The 23,188-nt window shown below is 54.6% G+C and carries 22 protein-coding genes and 2 tRNA genes; 7 read left to right on the forward strand and 17 right to left on the reverse strand.

Features of this window, described 5'->3' with window-relative positions; translation table 11 throughout:
• Positions 1-147 precede the first annotated feature (147 nt).
• The gene (locus TH25_RS12980; RefSeq protein WP_114088851.1) at positions 148-705 is read left to right on the forward strand and encodes a hydrolase; all 558 of its coding nucleotides are present in this window, start codon (positions 148-150) and stop codon (positions 703-705) included.
• Positions 706-721: 16 nt separating this feature from the next.
• Here the strand turns inward: TH25_RS12980 and TH25_RS12985 are convergent, their stop codons facing one another.
• Complete coding sequence (locus TH25_RS12985) at positions 722-1,336, reverse strand: hypothetical protein (RefSeq protein WP_114088852.1); 615 nt, start codon at positions 1,334-1,336, stop codon at positions 722-724.
• A 299-nt stretch (positions 1,337-1,635) separates the two neighbouring features.
• The gene (gene parE, locus TH25_RS12990; protein ID WP_114088853.1) at positions 1,636-3,618 is read right to left on the reverse strand and encodes a DNA topoisomerase IV subunit B; all 1,983 of its coding nucleotides are present in this window, start codon (positions 3,616-3,618) and stop codon (positions 1,636-1,638) included.
• Positions 3,619-3,860: 242 nt separating this feature from the next.
• On the opposite strand from parE, the gene TH25_RS12995 reads away from it, so the two are divergent.
• On the forward strand, positions 3,861-4,283 hold the full coding sequence (locus tag TH25_RS12995; RefSeq protein WP_114088854.1) for an acyl-CoA thioesterase: 423 nt from the start codon (positions 3,861-3,863) through the stop codon (positions 4,281-4,283).
• 185 nt (positions 4,284-4,468) lie between these two features.
• Here the strand turns inward: TH25_RS12995 and TH25_RS13000 are convergent, their stop codons facing one another.
• From TH25_RS13000 to TH25_RS13050, 9 genes are all read right to left on the reverse strand, one after another.
• Positions 4,469-5,026, reverse strand: coding sequence for a hypothetical protein (locus tag TH25_RS13000; RefSeq protein ID WP_147253016.1), 558 nt, complete (start codon positions 5,024-5,026; stop codon positions 4,469-4,471).
• The gene (locus TH25_RS13005) at positions 5,023-6,102 is read right to left on the reverse strand and encodes a dipeptidase (protein ID WP_114088856.1); all 1,080 of its coding nucleotides are present in this window, start codon (positions 6,100-6,102) and stop codon (positions 5,023-5,025) included. Before TH25_RS13005 ends, TH25_RS13000 begins: the two co-directional genes overlap by 4 nt.
• 11 nt (positions 6,103-6,113) lie before the next feature.
• Positions 6,114-6,878, reverse strand: a complete 765-nt coding sequence (locus TH25_RS13010; protein WP_114088857.1) for an ABC transporter ATP-binding protein — start codon at positions 6,876-6,878, stop codon at positions 6,114-6,116.
• A 9-nt stretch (positions 6,879-6,887) separates the two neighbouring features.
• Positions 6,888-7,730, reverse strand: a complete 843-nt coding sequence (locus TH25_RS13015; protein WP_114088858.1) for an ABC transporter ATP-binding protein — start codon at positions 7,728-7,730, stop codon at positions 6,888-6,890.
• Positions 7,731-7,732: 2 nt separating this feature from the next.
• A complete protein-coding gene (gene nikC, locus TH25_RS13020) occupies positions 7,733-8,656 on the reverse strand; it encodes a nickel transporter permease (RefSeq protein WP_114088859.1) in 924 nt (307 codons plus the stop codon).
• A gap of 4 nt (positions 8,657-8,660) precedes the next feature.
• Complete coding sequence (locus TH25_RS13025; RefSeq protein WP_114088860.1) at positions 8,661-9,728, reverse strand: ABC transporter permease; 1,068 nt, start codon at positions 9,726-9,728, stop codon at positions 8,661-8,663.
• Between the two features lie 11 nt (positions 9,729-9,739).
• Positions 9,740-11,329, reverse strand: coding sequence for an ABC transporter substrate-binding protein (locus TH25_RS13030; protein WP_114088861.1), 1,590 nt, complete (start codon positions 11,327-11,329; stop codon positions 9,740-9,742).
• Between the two features lie 472 nt (positions 11,330-11,801).
• Positions 11,802-11,878 (reverse strand) — tRNA-Asp (locus TH25_RS13040).
• A gap of 406 nt (positions 11,879-12,284) precedes the next feature.
• Positions 12,285-12,361: transfer RNA gene (locus TH25_RS13050), tRNA-Asp, on the reverse strand.
• A 324-nt stretch (positions 12,362-12,685) separates the two neighbouring features.
• Here TH25_RS13050 and TH25_RS13060 point away from each other — a divergent pair.
• Entirely contained in the window at positions 12,686-13,102 is a 417-nt protein-coding gene (locus tag TH25_RS13060) for a hypothetical protein (protein ID WP_114088865.1), read from the forward strand.
• A gap of 154 nt (positions 13,103-13,256) precedes the next feature.
• Here TH25_RS13060 and TH25_RS13065 read toward each other — a convergent pair whose 3' ends face one another.
• The 3 genes from TH25_RS13065 to TH25_RS13075 form a co-directional block, all read right to left on the reverse strand.
• A complete protein-coding gene (locus TH25_RS13065; RefSeq protein ID WP_114088866.1) occupies positions 13,257-13,769 on the reverse strand; it encodes a transcriptional regulator in 513 nt (170 codons plus the stop codon).
• Between the two features lie 87 nt (positions 13,770-13,856).
• Positions 13,857-14,363, reverse strand: a complete 507-nt coding sequence (locus TH25_RS13070; protein ID WP_114088867.1) for a response regulator — start codon at positions 14,361-14,363, stop codon at positions 13,857-13,859.
• 145 nt (positions 14,364-14,508) lie between these two features.
• Complete coding sequence (locus TH25_RS13075; protein WP_114088956.1) at positions 14,509-15,066, reverse strand: deoxycytidylate deaminase; 558 nt, start codon at positions 15,064-15,066, stop codon at positions 14,509-14,511.
• 273 nt (positions 15,067-15,339) lie between these two features.
• Here TH25_RS13075 and pyk point away from each other — a divergent pair, with 273 nt between their 5' ends.
• The 3 genes from pyk (at position 15,340) to TH25_RS13090 (ending at position 19,621) form a co-directional block, all read left to right on the forward strand.
• Positions 15,340-16,764: a pyruvate kinase gene (pyk, locus tag TH25_RS13080; protein WP_114088868.1), complete on the forward strand. Its 1,425-nt coding sequence runs from the start codon at positions 15,340-15,342 to the stop codon at positions 16,762-16,764.
• A gap of 403 nt (positions 16,765-17,167) precedes the next feature.
• On the forward strand, positions 17,168-18,685 hold the full coding sequence (locus tag TH25_RS13085) for a DUF2336 domain-containing protein (RefSeq protein WP_114088869.1): 1,518 nt from the start codon (positions 17,168-17,170) through the stop codon (positions 18,683-18,685).
• Positions 18,686-18,691: 6 nt separating this feature from the next.
• Entirely contained in the window at positions 18,692-19,621 is a 930-nt protein-coding gene (locus TH25_RS13090) for a hypothetical protein (protein WP_114088870.1), read from the forward strand.
• A 31-nt stretch (positions 19,622-19,652) separates the two neighbouring features.
• Here the strand turns inward: TH25_RS13090 and TH25_RS13095 are convergent, their stop codons facing one another.
• The 3 genes from TH25_RS13095 to TH25_RS13105 form a co-directional block, all read right to left on the reverse strand.
• Positions 19,653-19,982: a ribbon-helix-helix domain-containing protein gene (locus tag TH25_RS13095; protein ID WP_114088871.1), complete on the reverse strand. Its 330-nt coding sequence runs from the start codon at positions 19,980-19,982 to the stop codon at positions 19,653-19,655.
• Between the two features lie 130 nt (positions 19,983-20,112).
• Positions 20,113-20,694, reverse strand: a complete 582-nt coding sequence (locus TH25_RS13100; RefSeq protein WP_114088872.1) for a DJ-1/PfpI family protein — start codon at positions 20,692-20,694, stop codon at positions 20,113-20,115.
• Positions 20,695-20,930: 236 nt separating this feature from the next.
• Positions 20,931-21,947, reverse strand: coding sequence for a mechanosensitive ion channel family protein (locus TH25_RS13105; RefSeq protein ID WP_114088873.1), 1,017 nt, complete (start codon positions 21,945-21,947; stop codon positions 20,931-20,933).
• Positions 21,948-22,179: 232 nt separating this feature from the next.
• Here TH25_RS13105 and TH25_RS13110 point away from each other — a divergent pair, with 232 nt between their 5' ends.
• Entirely contained in the window at positions 22,180-23,082 is a 903-nt protein-coding gene (locus tag TH25_RS13110) for an OmpA family protein (RefSeq protein ID WP_114088874.1), read from the forward strand.
• The last annotated feature ends 106 nt before the right edge of the window (positions 23,083-23,188 follow it).

The following is a 23,188-nucleotide window of genomic DNA, read 5'->3' on the forward strand; positions in this document are numbered from 1 at the left end:
AAGCCCGGCCCAAGTCAAGAAAAACGCCTTTAAAAAGGTGGTTTACCTGCATTTTTCGTCCTCTGGATGCTTGTTTGCGAGCTGGTTCGGACATATCGTGGCGGCAAGGCGTGTTCTGACTGGCGCTATTTGCGAAGGAGGCTTGTGATGTTGATGGATGCTGCCCGCTCCACACTGGTGATTGTAGATGTTCAGGAAAAGCTGTATCCGGCCTGCCTTGATCCGGTTGACATGATTGATGCGTGTTGCTTTTTGTTAAAATGCGCCAACCGCCTGTCGGTTCCCGCGATTGTGACAGAGCAATATCCCAAGGGCCTGGGGCATACGGCCAAATCCATTCTTGATCTGCTTGAACAAGAAAGCGATGGCAGCAATGTGGTGGATAAAATCAGCTTTTCCTGTCTGGGGGCTGAGGGATTTCTGGCAAAACTTGAAGAGAATCACGGGCGTGACCAGGTTGTGGTGGCGGGCATGGAAACCCATGTTTGTGTGTTGCAAACTGTGCTTGATTTGATCGAGCGGGGGCGCGAGGTTTTTGTTGTGGCCGATGCGGTATCCTCGCGCAAGCCGCATGACCGGATTTTTGGGCTGGAGCGCATGCGCGATGCCGGGGCCAAAATTGTGACCCGCGAAAGTGTGATGTTTGAATGGTTGCGTGTGGCGGGCACGCCGGAATTCAAGGAACTGAGTGCGCTGATTCGTTAAGCGTGCCCACTATGCCTTAGCAGGGCGCAAACCGGTTGCAACGGTTTTCATTGCGGTCAGGCTGGTTGATCGGGAACAGGTAATGAATGATCGTGGACGCCATGTCATCAACCTGTTGCGGATTGATCGGGTTTGTCATGTTTGCCCGAATTTCCGATACCACGCTGTCGCCGGAACAAAAGGCAAAACGCACCGGAATTGTTTTTTCGCCGGGCGTTAAGGGGGTGTTTTGCGGGTTCTGGCACATTTCATTGCGCCAGGTATCCTGTGTTGGGTTGACCACAACCACCAGTCGCTGATCCGGGCGGAGTGTGGGGTGATCTTTGCGGGTATCGGTGTGTGCGCCAGCCATCTCGGCTTTTGCCTTTTCCGGGGTCACAAACTGCAATTGCGGGGCAAACCCGTGATTGGAAAGCAGGCTGGCCCAGCGGGCATTATCAATGCCGGTTTGTCCGTCATGTACTTCCATCACCATGATATTCGATGGTGCGGCATAGCTTCTGAAGCCTGCCACATTGGTGGTTTCGTAATAGGGGGCCTCGATTATATTGCCACTGCAGGCGCCAAGCAGCGGGGCGGCAAACCCCATCAGGGCAGCAAGCACAGCATATTTGCGGGTTTTGACGGACATGGAAGGCGGACTCCTGAGCGATCTTTCAATCAAGCATAATGATCATATGATACCGGGTGACAGCTTGCCGGGGGCGGAGGAGGCAAAACCGGGATACAATACGATTAAAGGTGTGATACCGGAAACATAGGTCATGGAATCGCAAAATGTCAGTGCCAAGGCAAAGTTTCGTGGGTTTTCCTGATGATGCCGGAGACGGCGATTGTCTTTGACCTTGCCCCCGATCATCAGCGGGCACCAAAAAACCCGGCACCGCACATGCCGGGTTTAATGATGACGGTGATGACGTTTGAGGTGCCTTAAACGTCAATATCCTCGACAAAACGGGCATGTTCCTGAATGAACTGGAAGCGCAATTCCGGTTTTTTCCCCATCAGGCGGCCGACCAGATCCTTGGTCTGTTCCTGTCCGTCCGGTTCGGCGGCATCGGGCAGGGTGACGCGCAAAAGGGTGCGGTTTTCGCGTGACATGGTGGTGTCACGCAACTGCTGCGAGGGCATTTCCCCCAAACCTTTAAAGCGCGAGATTTCGACCTTGTTGGGGTTTTTAAACTCGGTATTGAGCAGATGTTCCTTTTCGGCATCATCCATCGCATAGATGCTTTTGCCACCCTGTGTCAGGCGATAAAGCGGCGGCATGGCAAGGAACAGGCTGCCATTTTCGATAAGACCCGGCATTTCCTGATAGAAAAATGTCATCAGCAACGATGCGATATGCGCGCCGTCCACGTCAGCATCGGTCATGATGATGATGCGTTCGTAACGTAAATCCTTCAGGCTGAAATCAGAACCGGTACCGCAGCCAAAGGCCTCGATCATGTCCTTGATTTCCTGGTTCGCCATCATCTTGTCACGGGTGGCCGATGCCACGTTCAGGATTTTACCGCGCAGCGGCAAAACGGCCTGGGTTTCGCGGTCACGGGCCTGTTTGGCCGACCCGCCTGCCGAATCCCCTTCGACCAGGAAAATTTCGGTACCCGCCGCAATCGAACGGGAACAATCCGTTAATTTGCCGGGCAGGCGCAGGCGCCGTGTGGCGGACTGGCGTTTGGTTTCTTTCTTTTCCTTGCGGCGCAGGCGTTCTTCGGCGCGCAAAATAATGCGTTCCAACAGCCGCTTGGCATTTTCGGTATCCCCGGTCAGCCAGTGGTCAAAATGGTCGCGAACGGCGGTTTCAACCAGTTTGGTGGCGTTTTGTGTGCCCAGCTTTTCCTTGGTCTGGCCCTGAAATTGCGGGTCCGGGATAAAGACGGACAGCATGACACAGCCGCCGCCAAAAATGTCTTCGGCGGTGATGGTTGATGCCTTTTTCAGCCCCACCATATCACCATAGGCCTTGATCGCCTTGGTCAGGGCATAGCGAAAACCGGCCTCGTGCGTGCCACCCAGCGGGGTGGGAACGGTATTACAATAGGAATGAAAATAGCCTTCGCCGCCTTCCGGCCAGCCCACGGCCCATTCCACCCGTCCGGGGCTGTCGGCAAATTTGGTTTCCCCGGCAAAGGGGCGTTCCGTCACCATCTCGCGACCCTTCAGGGTCATTTCGAGATAATCCAGAATACCGTTGGGGAATTTCAGGACTTCTTTTTGCGGGGTTGGGTCATCACTGGTCAGAAGCGACGGATCGCACGACCAGCGAATTTCCACACCCTTGTAAAGATAGGCCTTTGAGCGCGCCATGCGGAAAATGGTGCCGGGCTTCAGCTTGGCCCGCGCGCCGAAAATTTCGGGGTCGGGACGGAAAATAACCGTGGTGCCGCGCCGGTTGTTAACCGTGCCGCCATCCTGAAGCGGGCCAAGCGGCGTGCCCTTGGAATATTCCTGAAATACCAGTTTGCGGTCGCGCGCGACTTCGACCCGGAATTTGTCGGTCAGCGCGTTCACCACCGACATGCCAACACCGTGCAAACCGCCTGATGTTTCATAGGCCTTGCCGGAAAATTTGCCGCCTGAATGCAGGGTGGTCAAAATGACTTCCAGCGCCGATTTGTCGGGGAATTTCGGGTGCGGGTCGGTCGGGATACCACGGCCGTTATCGCGAATCAGAACGGTATTGTCGGTTTGCAGTTCCAGTTCGATCCAGTCGGCATGGCCTGCCACCGCTTCGTCCATCGAGTTATCGAGGATCTCGGCCACCAGATGGTGCAGGGCGGTATCATCGGTGCCGCCAATATACATGCCCGGACGCCGACGGACGGGTTCAAGGCCTTCAAGAACCTCGATATCCTTGGCGGAATAGGCGTTTGCGGTGCTCTGGTTTGAATCTTCAAAAAGGTCGGTCATGTTCCCCGGAACGCAACTGGTTGTTTTAAGGGTATAATTTGGGTGGCAGGTGGGTCGGGACGATTGTTGCACATGGTGCATAACACCCTGTCCAATACCGTGCTGGCATCGCCTGCCGATAAACGAGTACCATAAGATTTAAATCCCGGCTCATAAAAATGTTTTTCCTTTTGCAATGCAACCGGGTTCACGGAAAAAAATAGCGGATCAGGCCGGGTATCCGGCAACCAGGAGTGAGTGCGATGGTCGATAAACACGAAAAATCCCATGATGAAGGTGCGATGCCGCGTGGCGACATGTGTACGCGGACCCTGGCAATGCCCGGCGATACCAACCCCAGCGGCGATATTTTCGGCGGCTGGCTGATGTCGCAAATGGATATTGCCGGTGGCGTGCTGGCAAGTCAGATTGCCGAAGGCCGCGTTGCCACCGTTGCCGTGGATGGCATGACCTTCCATCGCCCGGTTTATGTGGGTGATGTGGTGTGCGTTTATGGCGATATTGACCGTATTGGCAATACATCAATGGTGCTGCATCTCGAAGCCTGGGTCCTGCGCCGCAACCAGCCGCCACGCATTAAAGTGACCGAAGCCACCTTTACCTTTGTCGCCATCGACGCCAACGGCCGCCCGCGCCCGGTGCGCAAGGATGAGGCAATGGCCTGATCTTCTGACTTTGCAGATGATTTTCTGGTCATGTTATAAGATATGTCAAAGGCAGCATTTGAGAGTGCCGCCTTTGTGCCTTATTCCAGCGCATAGCTTTGATTGACCATATCTTCGTCGATGTGGAAAGGCATTGCACCTGTGAATCAAGCAATCAAGATGGTTTCTATTGGTTAATCACATGGTTAATCAAAGGATATTTTGCAAATTGGGTCGTTATCCCACAGCTGCATCTCAATAAATGTTGTTTTGGTCGCGTTTTTGGAAGTGTAGCAAGCAGGGAGCCCCCAATTGGAAACAACGGTTTTGAGTTGTCTGAGGGTAAATAATTGTCCATTGAAAGGGGGAATATTGATCCGTGTATCATCAGTTTCCTCGAAGCAATTCATGCTATCGGAATAGGTGAATGTGATCATGTCTTCGTTGAAGTCGGATAATTGTATATGTACTGACTTGGGGCGGGAAATATCCTTTCCGTCAGAAAAATCACCCAGAAAGAAGTAAATCGGTGTGTTTCTGGGGGTGATGCCAATCAGGTTCTGGCGCTTTTCTCGTAACCACGTTTCTGTCCGCAATCTGCGATCTAGATAGTTGCGCTTGATTTTGGTGAGTCCTGATTGGCGAATGTCTTGAAGAATGTTTTCTGCATCCGATGCGGGCAAATCACAAAGATTCTGAAAACGCCCTCTTCGCGGATCATAGTTGTGTGTTACAATCTCGGGAAGGTTCCATTGTTGCATCATTCCTGATTTTGTCCAGTATCACAGGACAACCAGCTTTCTTTCGCCACCCGAATAAAGTTTTCGCCCATGATTTTATCAACATCATCGGGCAGGTAGCCTTCGTTGATCAGGGCATCGGCCAGCATCGGCAGTTTGCGCGGGTCAAATACGGCAGCCCCGCCCGCATTGGGGCCATAGCCGCGTTCTGCGGGCCAGTAATAGGCGCGGTCAACCCCTTCGGGGAAGTCATTGGCCCCTTTGACCGATGGCATGGTATCCAGACCAATGCCGACATGGTTTACACCGACAAGCTCGACCAGATAATTGATGTGGCGCAGCATATCCTCGACCTCGGGCGCATTGGCCGACTTGATGAAACGCTGGAAGCCGCAAACGCCGATCACGCCATTGGTATCGGCGCAGGCCTTGATTTGTTCATCATCAATGCAGCGTTCATGCCCGCCCAGGGCCTTGGGGTTGGCATGGCTAAAGACCACGGGCTTGTTGGAGACCCGCATGATGTCGAGGCTGCTTTGCCGCCCGGTATGCGAACAATCCATGATCATGCCGGCCGCATTCACCGCCTTAACCATTTCATGGCCCAGCGCGGTGAGGGGCACATCGGTATCGTGGCACCCCCCCGCGACCGAATTGTTGCGGTTATAGGCAAAATGGATTTGCTTTACACCCAGCTTGGCAAAGACCGGCACCATTTCGGGCATGTCCTGCAACATCATCGACCCTTCAAGATCAAAACCAACGCCGAGCAAACCGGCCTTTTTGGCCTTTGCCAGATCGTCAAATGTTTCGATCTGCATGTATTTGTCGGGATGGGCGGCAATTTTGGCGCGGAAATCGGCAATCACGCGCAGGATATGCGCAACCGAATTCATATCCATGCCAACATTGATGCAGACATAATCAATATGACCGGCGCGATAGGTATCAAGCAGGTCAATCGGCACAATCGGGTCCAGCGGCAGGCAGGCATGGGCATCCCATGTAAAGGACGGGATGTGCTGGCGTTTGTAGTCGCGCAAGGCGCTGTCGGCCGGGGCGAAAGGGGTGGCAAATTCGGTGTTGGTGGCGATTGTCATGGTGTCTCCGGTCAGTCCCAATCGACAAAGCTGTCAATCACGGCGCGGTCATAGCCGCCTGCCGCCTTGTAAAGCTGTTGCGAATAGGGATGTTCAAGTGAACCCTGGGCAAGCTGGCTGGCGGTGGCACGTTCAACAATACGACCGTGATTCATGATCGCGATATCGTCGCATACATGCGCCACAACCGCCAGATCGTGGCTGACCATGATATAGGTCAGCCCCAGATCCCGGCGCAAGGCCGCCAGCAGATTAAGCACTTCTGCCTGGATCGAAACATCCAGTGCTGATGTCGGTTCATCAAGCAGCAAGACACTGGGTTCCAGAATCAGCGCGCGGGCAATGGCAACACGCTGGCGCTGCCCGCCCGAAAGCTGGTGCGGATAGCGAAACCGGAAGGAATTATTCAGCCCGACCTGTTCGAGTACCTTCACAACGCGACGGTCCGAATCGCCCAGTTTATGGACCGAAACCGGCTCGCTTAAGATCCGGTCGATGGTATGACGCGGATGAAGTGATCCAAACGGATCCTGAAACACCATTTGCACCTGGCGATAAAAGGTTTTGTCGCGTTTGGGCCCAAGTTCATGACCATGCACGACAATATTGCCTTCCCAGTCATCGACCAGGCCGGTCATGGTGCGCAAAACGGTCGATTTGCCCGAACCGGATTCGCCGACCAAACCAAAGGAACCGTTTTTCGCCACCTTGAGCGAGACATCCTTCAGGACGTGGTTTTCGCCAAACCAGGCATTGAGATTTTCAATTTCAATCATTGGCTTATCTTATCCTTCCGCCCAGCTTGCCTGGCGTTGCAAAACGGGCAGGTCGTTATGGTTGCCATCCATTTTCGGCAGGCAGTTGAGAAGGCCCTGGGTATAGGGGTGTTTGGCCTGGTCCAGCTCGCTTGCGCGGATTTCCTCGACCACGCGGCCCTGATACATCACCAGCACCCGGTCACAGAAACTCGAGACCAGATGCAGATCATGGCTGATGAAAATCAGCGCCATGCCGCGTTCGCGCACCAGATCATCCAAAATCGCCATCACTTGAAGCTGCACCGTCACATCCAGGGCAGATGTCGGTTCGTCGGCAATCAGCAATTCCGGATCGGGGATCAGCATCATGGCAATCATCACGCGCTGGCCCATCCCACCCGAAACCTCGTGCGGGTAGGATTTGAAAACGCGCTGCGGATCACGGATTTTTACCGCTTCGAGCATTTCGATGGCGCGATGGGTGGCTTCTTTGGTGCCGACCTTGTGATGTTCGCGGTAGGCCTCGATGATCTGATCGCCAATCGTCATGACAGGGTTAAGCGAATATTTCGGGTCCTGCATGATCATGGAAATGCGTGCACCGCGCACCTTGCGCCATTGGCGCGGGCTCAGGTTGCGCAAATCCACATCGTGGAACTGCATTTCATCGGCGGCAATGCTGCCATTGGCCGCCGTCAGCCCCAAAATGGCCCGTCCGGTTTGCGATTTGCCCGAACCGGATTCGCCCACAATACCCAGCCTTTCCCGGCCCAGATCAAACGACACACCGCGCACCGCGTTAACCGGCCCCTTGGAGGTGGAAAAGGTGACGGTCAGATTTTTGACCGATAACAGTTTGTCCTGGCGCATGGTCAGTCTCCTCCGCGCGGGTCAAGAACATCGCGCAGGCCATCACCCAGCAGGTTAAAGCCCAAACTGACAACAAAAATCGCCAGGCCCGGCACGGTCGAAACCCACCATTGTTCCAGCAGGAACTGGCGACCTTCGGACACCATTGCCCCCCATTCTGGCGTCGGCGGTTGTGCCCCCAGACCCAAAAAGCCAAGGCCCGCTGCAATCAAAATCATGCCGGCCATATCCAGCGTCACGCGCACCACGACCGAGCTGATGCACATCGGCATGATGTGGCCCAAAATAAGCCCGCTGCTGGAAACACCCTGCAGGCGGGCGGCATCAATATAGTCCGATTTGCGCACCGTGATGGTTTCGGCACGCGCAATACGGGCATAGGGCGGCCATGCGGTTAAGGCGATGGCAAGCACGGCATTTTCAAGCCCCGGCCCCAGGGCCGAAACAAAGGCCAGCGCCAAAATCAGTTTCGGGAAGGCCAGGAAAATATCGGTAATGCGCATCAAAACCGAATCAACCCAGCCGCCAAAATAGCCCGCCACCGTGCCAATCAACAGGCCAACAGGGGCAGCGGTGATGGTGACAAGGGCCACGATCATCAGGGTATATTGTGCGCCGTAAATCAGCCGGGAGAGAATATCGCGCCCCAACTGGTCGGTGCCAAACCAGTGCGCGGCACTGGGCGGCTGAATGCGATTGCCAAGGTCGGCGGCAACCGGATTATAAGGCGCGATAACCGGAGCAAAGATGGTCAGAATGATCAGAACCAGGACAATACCCAGCCCGATCATGGCAAGATGGTTTTCCGTCAGTTTGGTCCAGGCCAGCCAGGCACGGCCACAGCGGGCCTGAAACCGCGATTGCGGCGTGTTTGATGTCAGCCACTGCCGCAAACCGCCAGAATTTTGTTTGGTCACTGTTTGCATTTTTTTACCTTCGGGCGCGCGGATCAAGCAGTCGATACAAAAGATCGGACAGCATATTGACGCCAATAAACACGGCCCCCACCACAATGGTACCGCCCAGCACGGCATTCATGTCGGCATTCAAAAGCGAATTGGTGATGTAAAGACCAAGGCCGGGCCAGGCAAAGATGGTTTCCGTCAGCACCGATCCTTCAAGAAGGTTGGCATAGGAAAGCGCAATCACGGTCACAAGTGGCACCATCACATTGCCCAGCGCATGACGCCAGATGATGCGAAATTCGGAAATCCCCTTTACGCGCGCGGCCAGAATATATTCCTGGCTCAGTTGCTCGAGCATGAAAGAACGTGTCATGCGCGCAATATAGGCCAGCGAAAAATAGGCCAGGATCGATGCAGGCAGAATGATATGGCTGACGGCATTCCAGAACAGGTCGGTATCGCCATCAAGCAGGGTATCAACCAGCATCAGCCCGGTTCTTTGCTCAATAAAGTCGGCATAAAACGAATCAATACGTCCGGGGCCGGCAACCCAGTCCAGTTTCATGTAAAAAACCAGAAGCCCCATCAGCCCCAGCCAGAAAATGGGCATCGAATAGCCCACCAGGCCAAAGACGCGCACCAGATGGTCCGGCCATTTACCCTTGTGAACTGCGGCAAACACGCCCAGCGGCACGCCAAAGATGACACCGATAATGGTACCGATGGTTGCCAGTTCCAGGGTGGCGGGGAAGACGCGGGCAATGTCGCTGAGAACGGGTTGCGATGTCAGGACGGATTTGCCGAAATCCCCGTGCAGGACATTGCTGACATAAATGTAGAACTGCTTCCACAGCGGCAGGTTCAGGCCCATTTCCTCGCGCACGCGGTTATACACCGCCTCGGAGGCATGGTCGCCCACGGCGGCCAGGACAGGGTCGATGGGCAGGATGCGACCGATTAAAAAGGTCACAAGCAACAGCCCGAAAAATGTAATGATAACGGAGAAGGCGACGCGAAAAATGCTGCCGACCGGCCCCGAAAGAAGACGGGCGCGTTTGCGCCCGCCCTGTCTGGTTGAAGTCACGGTAGACATCTACCCGTTCCTTAATCCTTGGTCACAAAACGATAGAAGTTGGTATCGAATGACGGGCCAAGTTTGAAGTTATGAACATTGCTGCGGATACCGGCGATTTCGGTTTCCTGGAACATGATCACATAAGGCCCGCTTTCCATGACCTTCTTCTGAAGGTCCTGATACATGGCGATACGTTTCTGGGTGTCGCGTTCCAGAACGGCGGCTTCGGTTTCGGCCGTCATTTCTTTCGGATCCCAGCTATTACGCCATGCCAGCGGTTTTGCCGCGGCATCATCCGAATTATCCGGGTTCCAGGCAAAGGTGGCGGCATTGGTGTTCGGGTCCTGATAGTCAGCGCCCCAACGGCCAATATAAATATCATGTTTACGTGCACGATATTTGGTCAGGGTTTGCGCACCATCGCCCGGAATGATTTCCAGATTAATGCCAGCCTGCGCCCAGGTTGCCTGGATCGACTGCGCCATTGCGGTAATGGCGGTGGTGTTACGGGTATCCATCGTTACGGTGAAACCGTCCGGATAACCGGCCTCTTTAAGCAGTTCCTTGGCCTTTGCCACGTCAAGTTTATAGGGGTTGGTATCCGATGCGCCCAGGAACCCGTCGGGCAGGAAGGCCTGGTGGATGGTCGCACGACCCGCCAGGATGGTATCGGCAATGCCCTTGTAATCAATAAGATATTTCAGAGCTTCGCGGACTTTGGGGTTCGACAGATATTTGTTCTTCTGCGACAGGCCCAGATACCACAGCGTGCCTTTGGCACGTTTGTCGAATTTGATGTCCTTGTCGTCTTTCAGGGCATTGACCTGATCGGCTTCAAGGTTGCGGGCAATATCAATATCGCCTTTTTGCAGCAGCAACTGCTGGGATGCGGCCTCGGAAATGCTGCGAATGATCACGCGCTTCATTTCCGGGGCACCGTCCCAGTAATCGTCATTGGCAACCAGCGACAGGCTTTCATTCGGGGTCCATTTGTTCAGCTCGAACGGACCGGAACCGGCATAGGCGGTTTTCAGCCATTCATGGCCCATATCGCCGTCTTTTTCATGCGCCATGACTTCTTTTTTATCGATGATCGAACCGATACCGGCGGTCAGGCAATACAGCACGAAGGTCGGGGCATAGGGTTTGTCGACTTTCATCACCAGGGTGTGGTCATCCGGTGCGGTAATTTGGGTATCGACATTCTCCTTGGTCAAACCGAACTGACCCAGAATAAAGGCAGGCGAGAGATCCAGTTTGATCACACGGCGCAGCGAAAAGGCGGCATCTTCGGCGGTCAGTGGATTGCCGGAAGCAAACTTGATGCCGTCGCGAATTTTAAAGGTATAGGTTTTGCCGTCTTCGGAAACGTCCCAGCTTTCGGCAACAACGCCGTAAATTTTTGAAACGTCTTTATTGTCATAGCCAATCAGACGGTCATAGGTGTTGCCCGAATATTCCGCGCCGGAAAACTCGAAAATTTCCGCCGGGTCCAGCGTGATGATGTCGTCAATCGAAAACGCCATCACCAGCGTGTTTTTGGGTGTCTCGGCCTTGGCGGCCATTGGGGCTGCCGCCAGTGACGTGCCGAGAATCAGCCCCGCGATAAGCTTGCGCATGTTGCGCCTCCCTGCTTGGTGGTGTCCGAAGTGCGAATGTTGGAACGGTTATACCGTTTTTCGCCCCCGTTTTGTAACTACAAGATGACAGCACACTTGGGGAGGGTAATCAATGCTGCGGCGCAACAAATCGAACAAAGTGCATGTAAAAAAACCGAAAATCCCGTATTCGGGAATCAGGTAAAAATAAAAACGACTATAGATTGCAATGGTGTGATCTTGTTCATTGAAAATGCTGATATATTTGATTTGACCGCACCAGACAAATGGCAGGGGGCTGCCGGGAAGTGGTTGGAACGACAGCAGAATCCGAAAGTGTGCACGCTGTGTTTTCCGGGATCATAGGATCCCGGGACTGATATGCGGGGCCGAATATTTTAAATATTGAAATAGTGGCGCGGCATTTGGAAGGGAAAGACAAAAAAAGCCGCATGATCCGAAGATCAGCGACCTGTTTGTACTCTAAAAAGAGTGGCGCGAGTGACGGGACTTGAACCCGCGGCCTCCGGCGTGACAGGCCGGCGCTCTAACCAACTGAGCTACACCCGCTTGGTGTGTGGCGCGGTTTATATAAAGGGTGGCCGGGTCTGGCAAGCGTTTTTTTGCAAAAAAATAACAATGACTTGGCAGGCCCGGTTTTCTGCGAAAAATCGGTGCCAGGTCAACGGGGTGTAGGGTGGCTTTGACGTCCGGTCGCGGGCAAAATAAATGCCCGTCGCAAACCGGGTGGTAAATCGGTGGCACAGAAATGAATAAATATTGCGCAATCAGATGCCGGATTTTCCATTAATCAGATTAAGAAAAACGGGAAGGCGACATTGCGCAAGCCGCGTGATTGGCACTGTGCCAGATCAGGATTGTGCGGCTATGAGGAGGGGGTGTTGTGCGGCGCCCAAAAACAAAAAAACGCCAGCGAATAAATCGCGGCGTTTCTTTTGTTTTTCCCGAAGGAAAATGGCGCGAGTGACGGGACTTGAACCCGCGGCCTCCGGCGTGACAGGCCGGCGCTCTAACCAACTGAGCTACACCCGCTCGGTGTGTGGCGCGGTTTATATAAAGGGTGGTCCTGTCTGACAAGTCCTTTTTTCGATGAAATGTCGTTTTTTTTGCCAGGCCCGTTTGGGGGCTGGTTTAAACGCCGGAAATGTGCCGGCCGGGCCTGTGTTGTCCGAACCGTTCGGGGCCTTTGAAATTGGTGTGAAAATGTTTCTTTGCCAGGTTGAAAATAATGTTGATGCGGATCAACGCAAAAATATTGGCAAAATTCTATAAGTGAAATCATAACGTTTTCAAATAGCTACCGTGATTTTTGCCGCTGTGGTAAAAAATGCCGGACCAGCAGGAATGGACCCTGCCATGACAGACGATGGACCAATCCCCCCGCTTTTGCGTCAGATTAATGATGCGTTGACCCACCTTCACCCGGTGGGGGATTCTGCCGAAAATTCCGGCCCGGCAGGTCATGACCTGGATGTGGCGAACATACTTGCCCTGTTGCGCAGTGTCGTAAAATTATGGGGGGCCCAAAATGCGATGTTGTGCGGCGATGCGCCGCTGTCGCGGGCCTGGATGCAGGAACGCCTTGCAATCATTTCCCAAGAGCTTGAAAGCCTTGAACTCCGCCTTGATGATCTGGTTGGAAAGTCCGGAGGCGAAGACGACCCTTCCGGCCGCAACGGCGAAGCTGGCACCGCCGAAGACGCGTCAGAGCCTTTCGAGCTGATTGATTTTGCCAATCACCTAAATCATCTCAAGGGACGACAGGGGGCATGACGATAGCGGGCATGGCGACAGGGGCGCATAACGGCACCGGTCTGTTGTGTAACAGCAATGTGCCTGGGCCCGCATGACCGGAAGGTTGTGTGTCCCCCTCCGGGTTTGGTGCCCGGAGGGGGTTAAAGCTGGCGCGCTATTTCCGCTATTTCCGCTATTCCCGGGGTTCGGCATAGCGCTCGGCCAGTTTGGCGAGTGCTATGGTTGTGGCCTGTTCGACAGATGAGCCAAACCCCGTTACACGGCTGGCAAGAATCACGTAAATCGCATCGATATGAAGCTGGGCGACCATTAATTGCCGCCGGGTTGCGGTGCTGCGCTTTGCCAGAAAAATTTCCAGCGATTTGGCGATTTGGGTCATCAATGGATAGTCAAACGTGCCGCCCAGGGCCTTGGTGGCATAGGCAAGGTCGGAACATTTCTCGACGGCGGCACGGCGCAAATCGGCATCTTCAATGGCCTGGAGAATAAGCTGGCGGCTTTCTGTCAGGTCATGGCCGATGCTGCGGATAAAAGAATCGCTGCTGCGCTGCACCACCTTTTCCAGCTCTTCGAGCTGTTCTGGTGCCAGGTCAATATCAAAACCTTTGGTAAAGTTGACGGCGCGCTGCCGGAGTTCGGTACGGGGCGGGATGATTTGAACTTTTGGCCGTTTTTGTCCAGTCATCGAGGGTGATCAGTCCCGACAGGTTAAAAGGAAAGATGCGTGCGCCGTATTAAAACCGATCTCCCCCGGCGATGCGACAGTTGTTTCCTAGTTTCGTGACCGGTTTTGGGTTTCGCGGCGGTCGGGGCCGTCAAACGGGACCTGGCGTCGGCGGCGATCCGGGCCGAAATAGGTGTCGGTATTGATAAAGTGGCGCGGGCGGGTGATGACGGAAACAAGGCGGCTATACAGGGCCTTGGCGTTAAACGGTTTTGCCAGAAATTCGGTAATGCCGAGATCGCGCGCGGTGGTGACATAATGCTGTTCGGAATGCGCGGTTAACATGATGACCGGTACAAAACGGTTGGGCGACGAGGCGGAATTGCGCAGGGAATCGAGAAATTCCAGCCCGTCCATCCCGCGCAGGCGCCATTCCGTTATGATGATGTCGATTTGTTCGGCGCGCAAAATGCGAAAGGCATCTTCCGGTTTGCCAACGCGCTTGACGCTGATCGCCCCCAAATAAGACAGGGTATCGAATACGACCTGTGCGGAAATCTTGTCGCCATCAACAACAAGAAAGCTGATTTTGCTGAAATCAATTTTTGCACTCATCGGGTTTTGTATCCGTCCTGGATTGTGTGGCAATCATTGCCAAACCTGATATCGCAACACGCGACAGACCGCGATGTTAACGGCATTCATTGCATGGATTAGTTGTAACTGATTACCGGTTTGTTGCCTGCCCGGCAAGTCCGATCTAGCTTGTCGGTGCGTGTTTGGTCTGTTGTTTCAGATCCTCGGGACTTAGCGATTTTTCATCCTCCGGTGTGGTATTCCCTTCCGCTTCCAGCACAACAGCCGTGCCTTCGGCGTCAATCAGCTTTACCCGCACACCGGATTCGCCAAACATCTCGGTGGAAATATTCATATCGTGTTCCCACCGTTCCAGAAAATCGGCCGAGAGTTTTTGCCGGTCTACATATACCTCGGCAATGCCGGCCTGAATGATGGCTCGCGCGCAATCGCTGCACGGGAAATGCGTGACATAAAGTGCACAGCCATCCAGCGAGGTGCCGGTATAGCTGGCATTGTAAATCGCATTACGCTCGGCATGTTCGGTATAGGCATATTTGGTCGGGCGCTGATGGCGTGCCTCGACCTCGTCATTCACACCGCGCGGAAATCCGTTATAGCCAACGGCGCGAATCTCTTTTTTGGGGCCAATCACAACAGCACCAACCTGGGTGCTGCGATCTTTGGACCATTCGGCGATGTGGGCAGCCAAAGCCAGAAAACGGTGGTCCCATTTGCTCATGTTTTTATTTTCCCGCGTAAAAAGCCGGTGCATCGCCCCGGCATATGGATGTCTGATGTGCCTTTTAAAGAGGGCGGGGCAGGGGGGTGTCCAGCGAAAAAATTGTTATTGGACCCGGGCTTCGTTGAAAAGTAACTGTTCAAAGCGGGTGTGATTCACTATTAAGGGGGAACCCCCAGATACGAGAAATCAGGATATTTTGGCGCGCCCTGTGTCATTCTGGTTGTCGCGCCGGAATTAAATGTAAACCGAAAAACAACGAGGTAAGAGCGGATGCGCCGTCAACGCAAGGCGAAAATCATCGCAACCCTGGGGCCGGCAAGTTCCAGCCCGGACGTTTTGGAAAAAATCGTCCAGGCAGGCGTCGATGTCTTTCGTTTGAATTTTTCTCATGGCGAGCACGCCGAGCATCAGGAACGGTTTGAAACGATCCGGGAGGTCGAGGCGAAACTTGGCCGCCCGATTGGCGTTCTGATGGATCTGCAGGGGCCGAAAATTCGCGTGGGCACCTTTGCCGACGAAAAAATCACTCTGGAACCCGGGGCCAAATTCCGGTTCGATCTGGACAAGAAACCGGGCGATCAAAACCGTGTTTCACTGCCCCATCCCGAAGTTTTTGCCGCCCTGAAACCGGGGGCCAGCCTTTTGCTGGACGATGGCAAGCTGCGGATGCGGGTAGACAAGTGCGACGACAAATCGGCCGACTGCACGGTCGAAATTGGCGGGCCGCTGTCGAATCGCAAGGGTGTGAACCTGCCCGACGTCATGCTGCCCATGTCACCGCTGACCGAAAAAGACAGGGTTGATCTGGTCTATGGTCTGGAAATGGGTGTCGATTTTGTCGCCCTGTCCTTTGTGCAGCGTCCCGAAGACGTGGCCGAAGCCCGCAAGCTGATCAATGGTCGCGCCGCAATCGTGTCCAAGCTGGAAAAGCCGCAGGCGATTGAGCATCTCGACGAGATCGTCGCCCTGTCGGACATCATCATGGTGGCCCGTGGCGATCTTGGGGTGGAATGCCCGCCCGAAGACGTGCCCATCTTGCAAAAGCGCATCATCAAGGCCTGCCGCGAAGCGGGCAAGCCGGTGATTGTGGCCACCCAGATGCTCGACTCGATGGTGTCAAACCCGGCACCGACCCGTGCCGAGGCCTCCGACGTTGCCACCGCCATTTATGACGGGGCGGATGCGGTGATGCTCTCGGCCGAAAGTGCGGTTGGCAAATATCCGATTGAAACCGTCAGCATCATGAACCGCATCATGGTGCGGGTTGAACGCGACGAGCTTTATTTCCGTCTGCGCGAAGCGTCGCGCCCGGATCCCGAGCATAATGCCCCGGATGCCATCAGTGCGGCGGCCCGCCAGGTGGCCGGGACAATCGGTGCAAAGGCGGTTGTGACCTATACAACATCTGGGTCAACGGCCTATCGTGCCGCACGCGAACGCCCGGAAGTGCCGATTCTGGGCCTTACACCGAAAATCCAGACCGCACGTCGCCTGGCATTGTGCTGGGGGGTTCATCCGGTCTTTACCCGCGATGCCACCAATTTTGGTGAAATGGTGGGAATCGCCTGTGATGTTGCCAAGCGCGAAGAATTCGCCGGAAGCGGGGATTCGCTGGTGATTACCGCCGGTGTCCCGTTTGGCACGCCGGGGGCGACCAATATTCTGCGCATTGCGTGGCTGTCTGGACGTAACTGATTGCCGGTTGGCATCAAAGCCTGATCCTGCAACATCGTTTACCGTTTTGTGCAAGGGGCTGCCGTCGGGCGGCCCTTTGTGTTTGGCGCTGGCGGGTCCTGTTTTGCCCGACGGACCGGGATGATGATTTGGTCTAAAACGGCTAAATATATGGCATGTTTGGGTTTTGCCGCGGCAGCGTTAAGGTTTTTTTGAACATTTCTGCCGATAGTAAAAATCATGGAAATCAGTCTGTCATGGGGACGTGTACTGACAGGGCTTTGTTTTAAAAAGAAAATTTGGGGCTAATTTGTTGTTCTGGCCAGGGCACCTTGCTACAAGGGGGCGGTCAATGCGGCGATTGATCCCGGGAAACGGCAATTTGGTGCCCTAACCCGTTAAAAAAGTGGGGAAATAAAAGAACATGCTGGCCTGGATGTTCAATCGGCAAAAATCGAAAGACACGGACAGCAAAGACCGTGCTGGCGATAAATTGCGCGAACTGGCCGACATTGTTCGCACCGTTGCCCCCGACGAATTCTCTCTGAATCAAACCGGCAATGCCGGTTCCGACTCTGTTGCAGCGCCGCGCCCTGCGGGTGATCTTTCCTCACCGCCGGACGAATCATTTCTGAGTTTTGCCGCGCGCATTGGTGCGGACGAAGACGATTTTGACGATGACGAAGACGCGTTTTACATGCCCACCCGCCACGGCGAGGATGATGGCGAAACGCGTATGGATGTGTCACGTCGTTTGCGTCGTCTTTTGCCCGACCTTTCTTCTGCCCAGCGCATGGAGATGGTCGACGAATTTATGGATGCCATTGTGCGTCTGGCCGATTGTTACCGCCCCCAGGTGATCGCCCTGATCGAGCAGGAATTTGGTCATACGCCTTATCTGACCCGTCAGGCGGCGAACCGGCTGCGTCTTGATCTGGCCAATATCGGCCAGGTGCATATCATCGAATATGTCGAGCTGCTTAACGAATCCGATTTTGTTGATTTGGTGCGCGGGCGCGGTGAATTCACCACCACGGCCTGGAGCCGCGAACGCATGCGTGCCCAGCGTGCGCTTGCCCGCCGGGCCCAGGATAGTGCCGAACAGGCCAAGGGTGGCCTGTTTTCGCGATTGCGCCAGGGGGACGAACCGACCGAAAATGTGGTCGAGATCGCCCCGCATTTTGACCGCCCGGCATCGCGCAGGCATGAAACGCCCGAGCAGCGCATGGTAACGGGCCGGGATCGTTTATCGCGGACGGCACAGCGCCGGATGGCGCATTTTATTGCTGCGTCGCTGTTTGATACGCTGGTTGAAGAAGGTCGCCTGCGCGCCGAAGTGGCCCGTGCCCTGCGCCAGGCGGTGCGGCAACGGATCGAGAAAGTCCGTTTTGACAGCCGGGTTGCCCGCGATACCCGCCCGCCGATTGGCGAAGACATTGCCAATGCCGACCTGTCGGCCGAGGGCAATACCTTTGCCGATCCGTCCGCGCGGCGTGGTCCCAGTGTCGAGCAATATGTGCTTGATGCCCTGGCACGGAATGATGACGACGCGGTGGTGCGCGAACTGGCCCGTTACGGGCAGTTGCCGCCATCCGTTGTGGCAAAAATCCTCGATTCCGGAAGTGCCCGCGCCATTACGGCAATGGCCTGGCGGGCGGGCATGTCGGCCCAGTCGGCTGTTGTCTTGCAAATCAGCTCCGGTATTGACGAAGGGGACCTTGAAACGCCGGCGACGGGGGGGCGGTATGGTATGCCGCGTGCCGATATGGATTGGTATATCGATTTTTTCACCGATCCTGTTCCCGTTCCGGCTGCGGATGACAAGGCCAAAGCCGAAAAGACCGCGCAACAAGTGGTGGATGATGCCGCTGCACGCGAAAAGGACGGCAAATCTTCAAAGTCGTCCTCCCTGCGGCGTCGATTCGGTCGTAAGGGAGACTAATCGCCAATGTCGCTTGACCTTGGGATTTCTTATGACGGTCTGAAATATGCGCTTTCCATCAAGGACAGTTATCGCACGCGTGAACCCTTGACGGTGACAGGCGCGGGGGACCGCAAACGTCTTTTGATGCCGGAACATCTGCTTAGTAATGATCTGGCCCTGCTGCAATATGATGACCCGCTGGCGCTGGCCGTGATTGCGACCAAAGACCCGGAAAGCCCGATGGCGCTGGCCGCTGCCACCCGCATGGGGCCACATGCCAAATGCAAGGAACTGATTACCGGTATTTTTGAAGTGGTGGGCGATGCCACCAAGCATGAATTGGTGCATGACTGCATCAAGCTTTTGACCAAAAATGCCTTCAGCCCCGAATCCATGCACGTGGTGCGCAACCGTGCCTCCAACCATGTTGTGGAAATTCGCGAATTTTACCGCCGGGCGATGACGGAAAATTTGCGTGCCTTGCTGGATGGCAAGCGCGAAGCGCGGGATTTTGTCGATGAATTTATCGAACTTGCGACCAGTGGCAATTTGCGCATCGAAATTTACAAACGCCTGGTGATCAAGCTGATGCGCTCGGACGCTGTGCGGCCCAGTGTAAAATTCATGCTGCTTGAACGGCTGGACTGTTTTCCGCAAATGGTCAAAATCCAGATTGTGTCCGAGGTCAATGCCGCCCCCGATACGGCGGAATATCAAACCCTCAAGCAGGAATTGCGCTGGATTTACGAGGCCAAAACCCGCGAAACCAAACGGGACAATGCCGAGAAATCGGCAAAATCCTGGTTGTCGCCATCGCGGATGGATTTTGCAACCGCCGTTGGGATGCAAAATAAACGCAATGCCGAGGCAAACTGCGCCGCAGACCCGTATCGCGGCACCCGCTCGGCGATGCCCGGCTTTAACAGCCGCGAAATTGCCTCCTGGTTAAGCTGACCCTGAAGCCTGATTAGTATAAGCGGCGGGTTTATCCGGCGATGGCCCGGTGCGCGCTGTTGGCAATGTTTGTGCCGGTGGTGACGGGCAGGGGGGATGTGTCGGGCTGTTGTAAATATATGGTGCAAACCACCCGCAGCAGCGAGGCAAAATTGGGTATGGTGCCGCGCTGGGCCAGAACCTCGTTATGCAGCATCCCCAGAAACTGCGGGGTGGTGCATTTTTCCTTCAGGGCAATTTCATCAAGAATCTGCCAAAATCGCTGTTCAAGCCGCAGGCTGGTGACAACCCCGTTGATCCGGACGGACCGGGTGACGGTTTCATACAGGGCGGGGTCGGTTTCCGAATAGATATTGCACATGATTTTGGTTTCCCGGCGGTGGTGTCCCTGTCTTGTGAGACAAATCGGCCAACAGGCTACAGTGTTAACATATGTAACATTATAGCCTGTTTGGCCTGTTCTGTCTTGGCTCGCCAGGTCGTGCGGCCAGTTACAGGCTGATGGTTGTGCCCAGGGCCTTCAGGAATTGGGCCATCCATTGTGGATGGGCAGGCCAGGCCGGGGCCGTGACCAGGTTGCCATCGGTATAGGCGGCATCAATCTCGATTTCCATATAGGTGCCGCCGGCAAGTTCCACCTCGGGTGCACAGGCCGGATAGGCCGAAACCTTGCGGTCACGAATGATGTCGGCTGCGGCAAGAATTTGCGCGCCGTGGCAAACCGCTGCGATGGGTTTGTTCGCGGCATGGAATTCCTTGACCAGTTCAATAATTTTTTTGTTCAGGCGCAGATATTCCGGTGCGCGGCCCCCGGGGATGACCAGGGCGTCATAATCGGCGGCTTTCACATCGTCAAAATTTGCATTTAATGCAAAGTTATGGCCGCGTTTTTCGCTGTAGGTCTGGTCGCCTTCAAAATCGTGGATGGCAGTGCGGACAGAGTCGCCCGCCTTTTTCTCCGGGCACACGGCATCAACGCTGTGACCAACCGCAAGCAGTGTCTGAAAAGGGACCATCGTTTCATAGTCTTCGGCATAATCACCGACCAGCATCAGAATTTTTTTGGCAGGCATAATCGTTTCTCCCGTGATGATTGTGATGTGCGGGCGAAGCATAGAATATTTGCAGGGTGTGCGGGTAACAGCAGGCTACTACGCCCCGCAAAAGATAGTGTTTCCTCTCTGGTTTGCCAGTCGACCAAACAAATCTGTCAAACAAAAACGGACATCCAAAGGGACGTCCGTTTTGCTTGAAATATATCACCCGGCAACCAGATTATTCCGGTACGAGATTTATCGCACCCACTGGTTCAGGCCTTTGTCTCGCCAGAGGTTTTATCTGGCGTTGGATCCGCATCAACACTGGCCGCAGCAGAAGAGGTTTTCTTGGCTGCCGGTTTGGCCGCTGTTTTGCTGGCTTTGGGTTTTGCCGCCGTTGCGCGGCTGCGTGAGGCCGGTTTTGCATCGGCCTTGGCCTGCATGGCCGCCGAAAGGGCTTCGGCGCTATCGGCTTTCAGGTGCAAATCGCGCTGCGGGAACGGAATGGAAAAACCGGCTGCTTCAAGTTCGGTTTTCGACCGGCGGCTCAGATCCCAGAAGGTTGCCCAGAAATCCGGCGTATTGGCCCAGCCGCGGGCGGTAATATCAACCGAACTTTCCCCCAGATTGGCAACAAAGGCCATTGGCTCCGGCTCGGTCAGAACGCGGCTGTCGCTGGCAACCAGATTTTTCATGAATTCCAGCGCGGCATCGACGTCATCCTCGTAGGAAATGCCGACTTTGATATCAAGGCGGCGAGTCGGATTGCGCGAATAGTTGGTAATGGCACTGTTCCAGATTTGCGAATTCGGCACCGAGATATAGACGCCGTCTGCCGTTTTCATCAGAGTCGTGAACAGGGTAATTTCTACCACCGTGCCCGACACCGAACCGGCGGTGACAAATTCGTCCACCCGCAGTGGCCGCAAAACCAGAATCATCACACCAGAGGCGATATTTGACAGCGTTCCCTGGAGTGCCAGGCCAATTGCCAGGCCCGCCGCACCAAGCACGGCAATGATGCTGGTGGTTTCGACGCCGAATTTCGAAAGAACGGCGACAATGACGAATATAAGAATAGTATATTGTACGACGCTTGCCGCGAGCGGCTTGAGGGTATTGTCAACAAGTCTGGTATTTTTTAATGCGCGCCGAACCAGGGCGGCGGCTTTGCCTGCGGCCCACCAGCCGACAATAAGAATGATGATTGCGCTGACAATCTGAATGCCCATGCCCAGGGCAAAAGCGCGAATCATTTCCACAATCGAATTCGTGTCTGTGCCGTTCATGCAAACCTCGTATACTTGGCCACTAAAAATAAAGTGATCTTGTTTTTCTCTTACGGCGTAGGATGAACCTAGGATTACATGGTTTGAGCGGTATGAAAAGGTTGCTCGGTGCCACGATAAAAAATAATATCTTGGAACCTTTCGCTTTTTTGCACGTTTCCGGTCATAATAATACCACGTTTGGTACTATTGTTAGAGTTTGATAACAACCTGAACTACTGGGGCAAAGAACATGCAGTTTCGTTCGTCTTTAATCGTCGCAATTGGCAGCGTCAGTATGCTGGCCGCATGTAGCAGCATTGACAATTCAGGCACCGCTGTTGCCTACGGTGGCAATCCGCTCACCTATGACAGCTCGCTTGATTCGGCTCTTCATGGTGCCGAGCCGACCACCGCTTTTGGCAAAGACCTCAAGGCGGAATACATCGCTTACGCAGAGCGCGAAGCCGATGAATGGTACGACTTCTTTGATGCCGACTTTTTTGCCCGCAAGGCAGCAAAAGTTGCACAAAATGAAACAATTCTTCCGGAAGACCCGGCAAACTGGCGTTTTGACGACCAGGAAATCGCCCAGAAGCGCGCTGTTCGTGATGAACTGATCGGTCTTCTGGACGGCGGTGCCCGTGAAGCAATGCCTGACGTTGCTGCAACGGCACAGGCCCGTTACGATTGCTGGATTGAAGAAAGTGAAGAAGGTTGGCAGACCGACCTGATCACCAAATGCTGGAAAGAATACGAAGACGCAATCGCCAAGCTGAAGGCACCGAAGGTTGCTGCGACCGAAACACAGCCGGTGGCTGCTGCACCGCGTCTTTTCACCATTTTCTTTGATTTTGACAAATCCGAAATCACCCCGGTTGCCAAACGCGTTCTCGATGCGGCTGCCGAGCAGTGGGCTGCAAACCCGGGTATGGTAACTGTCGTTGGTCACACCGACGCCGCTGGTCCGGCTTCCTACAACCAGAAGCTCTCCCAGCGTCGTGCGGATACCGCTGCTTCGGCTCTCGAAGCCCGCGGCATCAAGGCTGGCGGCATTGAAGAAAAAGCCGTTGGTGAAAGCGATCTCCTGATCCCGACTCCGGATGGGGTTCGCGAGCCGCGTAACCGTCGTGTTACCATTTCGATCGACAACTAATATAAACCGTCGGTCATTTACCAAATCTTTGGCAACGGGATGGCATCATGCCATCCCGTTGTTTTTTTTGAATTGTCAAAAGACACGGGGATTCAGGCAGGGAAAC

The organism is Thalassospira profundimaris (assembly GCF_003326755.1).
In the GTDB taxonomy this organism is placed as follows: domain Bacteria; phylum Pseudomonadota; class Alphaproteobacteria; order Rhodospirillales; family Thalassospiraceae; genus Thalassospira; species Thalassospira profundimaris_B.

What these genes read in the sequence shown, in the direction of transcription:
- TH25_RS12980 (WP_114088851.1), top strand. Translation starts at nt 148, where the DNA reads ATGTTGATGGATGCTGCCCGCTCCACACTGGTGATTGTAGATGTTCAG.
- TH25_RS12985 (WP_114088852.1), bottom strand. Translation starts at nt 1,336, where the DNA reads ATGTCCGTCAAAACCCGCAAATATGCTGTGCTTGCTGCCCTGATGGGG.
- parE (WP_114088853.1), bottom strand. Translation starts at nt 3,618, where the DNA reads ATGACCGACCTTTTTGAAGATTCAAACCAGAGCACCGCAAACGCCTAT.
- TH25_RS12995 (WP_114088854.1), top strand. Translation starts at nt 3,861, where the DNA reads ATGGTCGATAAACACGAAAAATCCCATGATGAAGGTGCGATGCCGCGT.
- TH25_RS13000 (WP_147253016.1), bottom strand. Translation starts at nt 5,026, where the DNA reads ATGATGCAACAATGGAACCTTCCCGAGATTGTAACACACAACTATGAT.
- TH25_RS13005 (WP_114088856.1), bottom strand. Translation starts at nt 6,102, where the DNA reads ATGACAATCGCCACCAACACCGAATTTGCCACCCCTTTCGCCCCGGCC.
- TH25_RS13010 (WP_114088857.1), bottom strand. Translation starts at nt 6,878, where the DNA reads ATGATTGAAATTGAAAATCTCAATGCCTGGTTTGGCGAAAACCACGTC.
- TH25_RS13015 (WP_114088858.1), bottom strand. Translation starts at nt 7,730, where the DNA reads ATGCGCCAGGACAAACTGTTATCGGTCAAAAATCTGACCGTCACCTTT.
- nikC (WP_114088859.1), bottom strand. Translation starts at nt 8,656, where the DNA reads ATGCAAACAGTGACCAAACAAAATTCTGGCGGTTTGCGGCAGTGGCTG.
- TH25_RS13025 (WP_114088860.1), bottom strand. Translation starts at nt 9,728, where the DNA reads ATGTCTACCGTGACTTCAACCAGACAGGGCGGGCGCAAACGCGCCCGT.
- TH25_RS13030 (WP_114088861.1), bottom strand. Translation starts at nt 11,329, where the DNA reads ATGCGCAAGCTTATCGCGGGGCTGATTCTCGGCACGTCACTGGCGGCA.
- TH25_RS13060 (WP_114088865.1), top strand. Translation starts at nt 12,686, where the DNA reads ATGACAGACGATGGACCAATCCCCCCGCTTTTGCGTCAGATTAATGAT.
- TH25_RS13065 (WP_114088866.1), bottom strand. Translation starts at nt 13,769, where the DNA reads ATGACTGGACAAAAACGGCCAAAAGTTCAAATCATCCCGCCCCGTACC.
- TH25_RS13070 (WP_114088867.1), bottom strand. Translation starts at nt 14,363, where the DNA reads ATGAGTGCAAAAATTGATTTCAGCAAAATCAGCTTTCTTGTTGTTGAT.
- TH25_RS13075 (WP_114088956.1), bottom strand. Translation starts at nt 15,066, where the DNA reads ATGAGCAAATGGGACCACCGTTTTCTGGCTTTGGCTGCCCACATCGCC.
- pyk (WP_114088868.1), top strand. Translation starts at nt 15,340, where the DNA reads ATGCGCCGTCAACGCAAGGCGAAAATCATCGCAACCCTGGGGCCGGCA.
- TH25_RS13085 (WP_114088869.1), top strand. Translation starts at nt 17,168, where the DNA reads ATGCTGGCCTGGATGTTCAATCGGCAAAAATCGAAAGACACGGACAGC.
- TH25_RS13090 (WP_114088870.1), top strand. Translation starts at nt 18,692, where the DNA reads ATGTCGCTTGACCTTGGGATTTCTTATGACGGTCTGAAATATGCGCTT.
- TH25_RS13095 (WP_114088871.1), bottom strand. Translation starts at nt 19,982, where the DNA reads ATGTGCAATATCTATTCGGAAACCGACCCCGCCCTGTATGAAACCGTC.
- TH25_RS13100 (WP_114088872.1), bottom strand. Translation starts at nt 20,694, where the DNA reads ATGCCTGCCAAAAAAATTCTGATGCTGGTCGGTGATTATGCCGAAGAC.
- TH25_RS13105 (WP_114088873.1), bottom strand. Translation starts at nt 21,947, where the DNA reads ATGAACGGCACAGACACGAATTCGATTGTGGAAATGATTCGCGCTTTT.
- TH25_RS13110 (WP_114088874.1), top strand. Translation starts at nt 22,180, where the DNA reads ATGCAGTTTCGTTCGTCTTTAATCGTCGCAATTGGCAGCGTCAGTATG.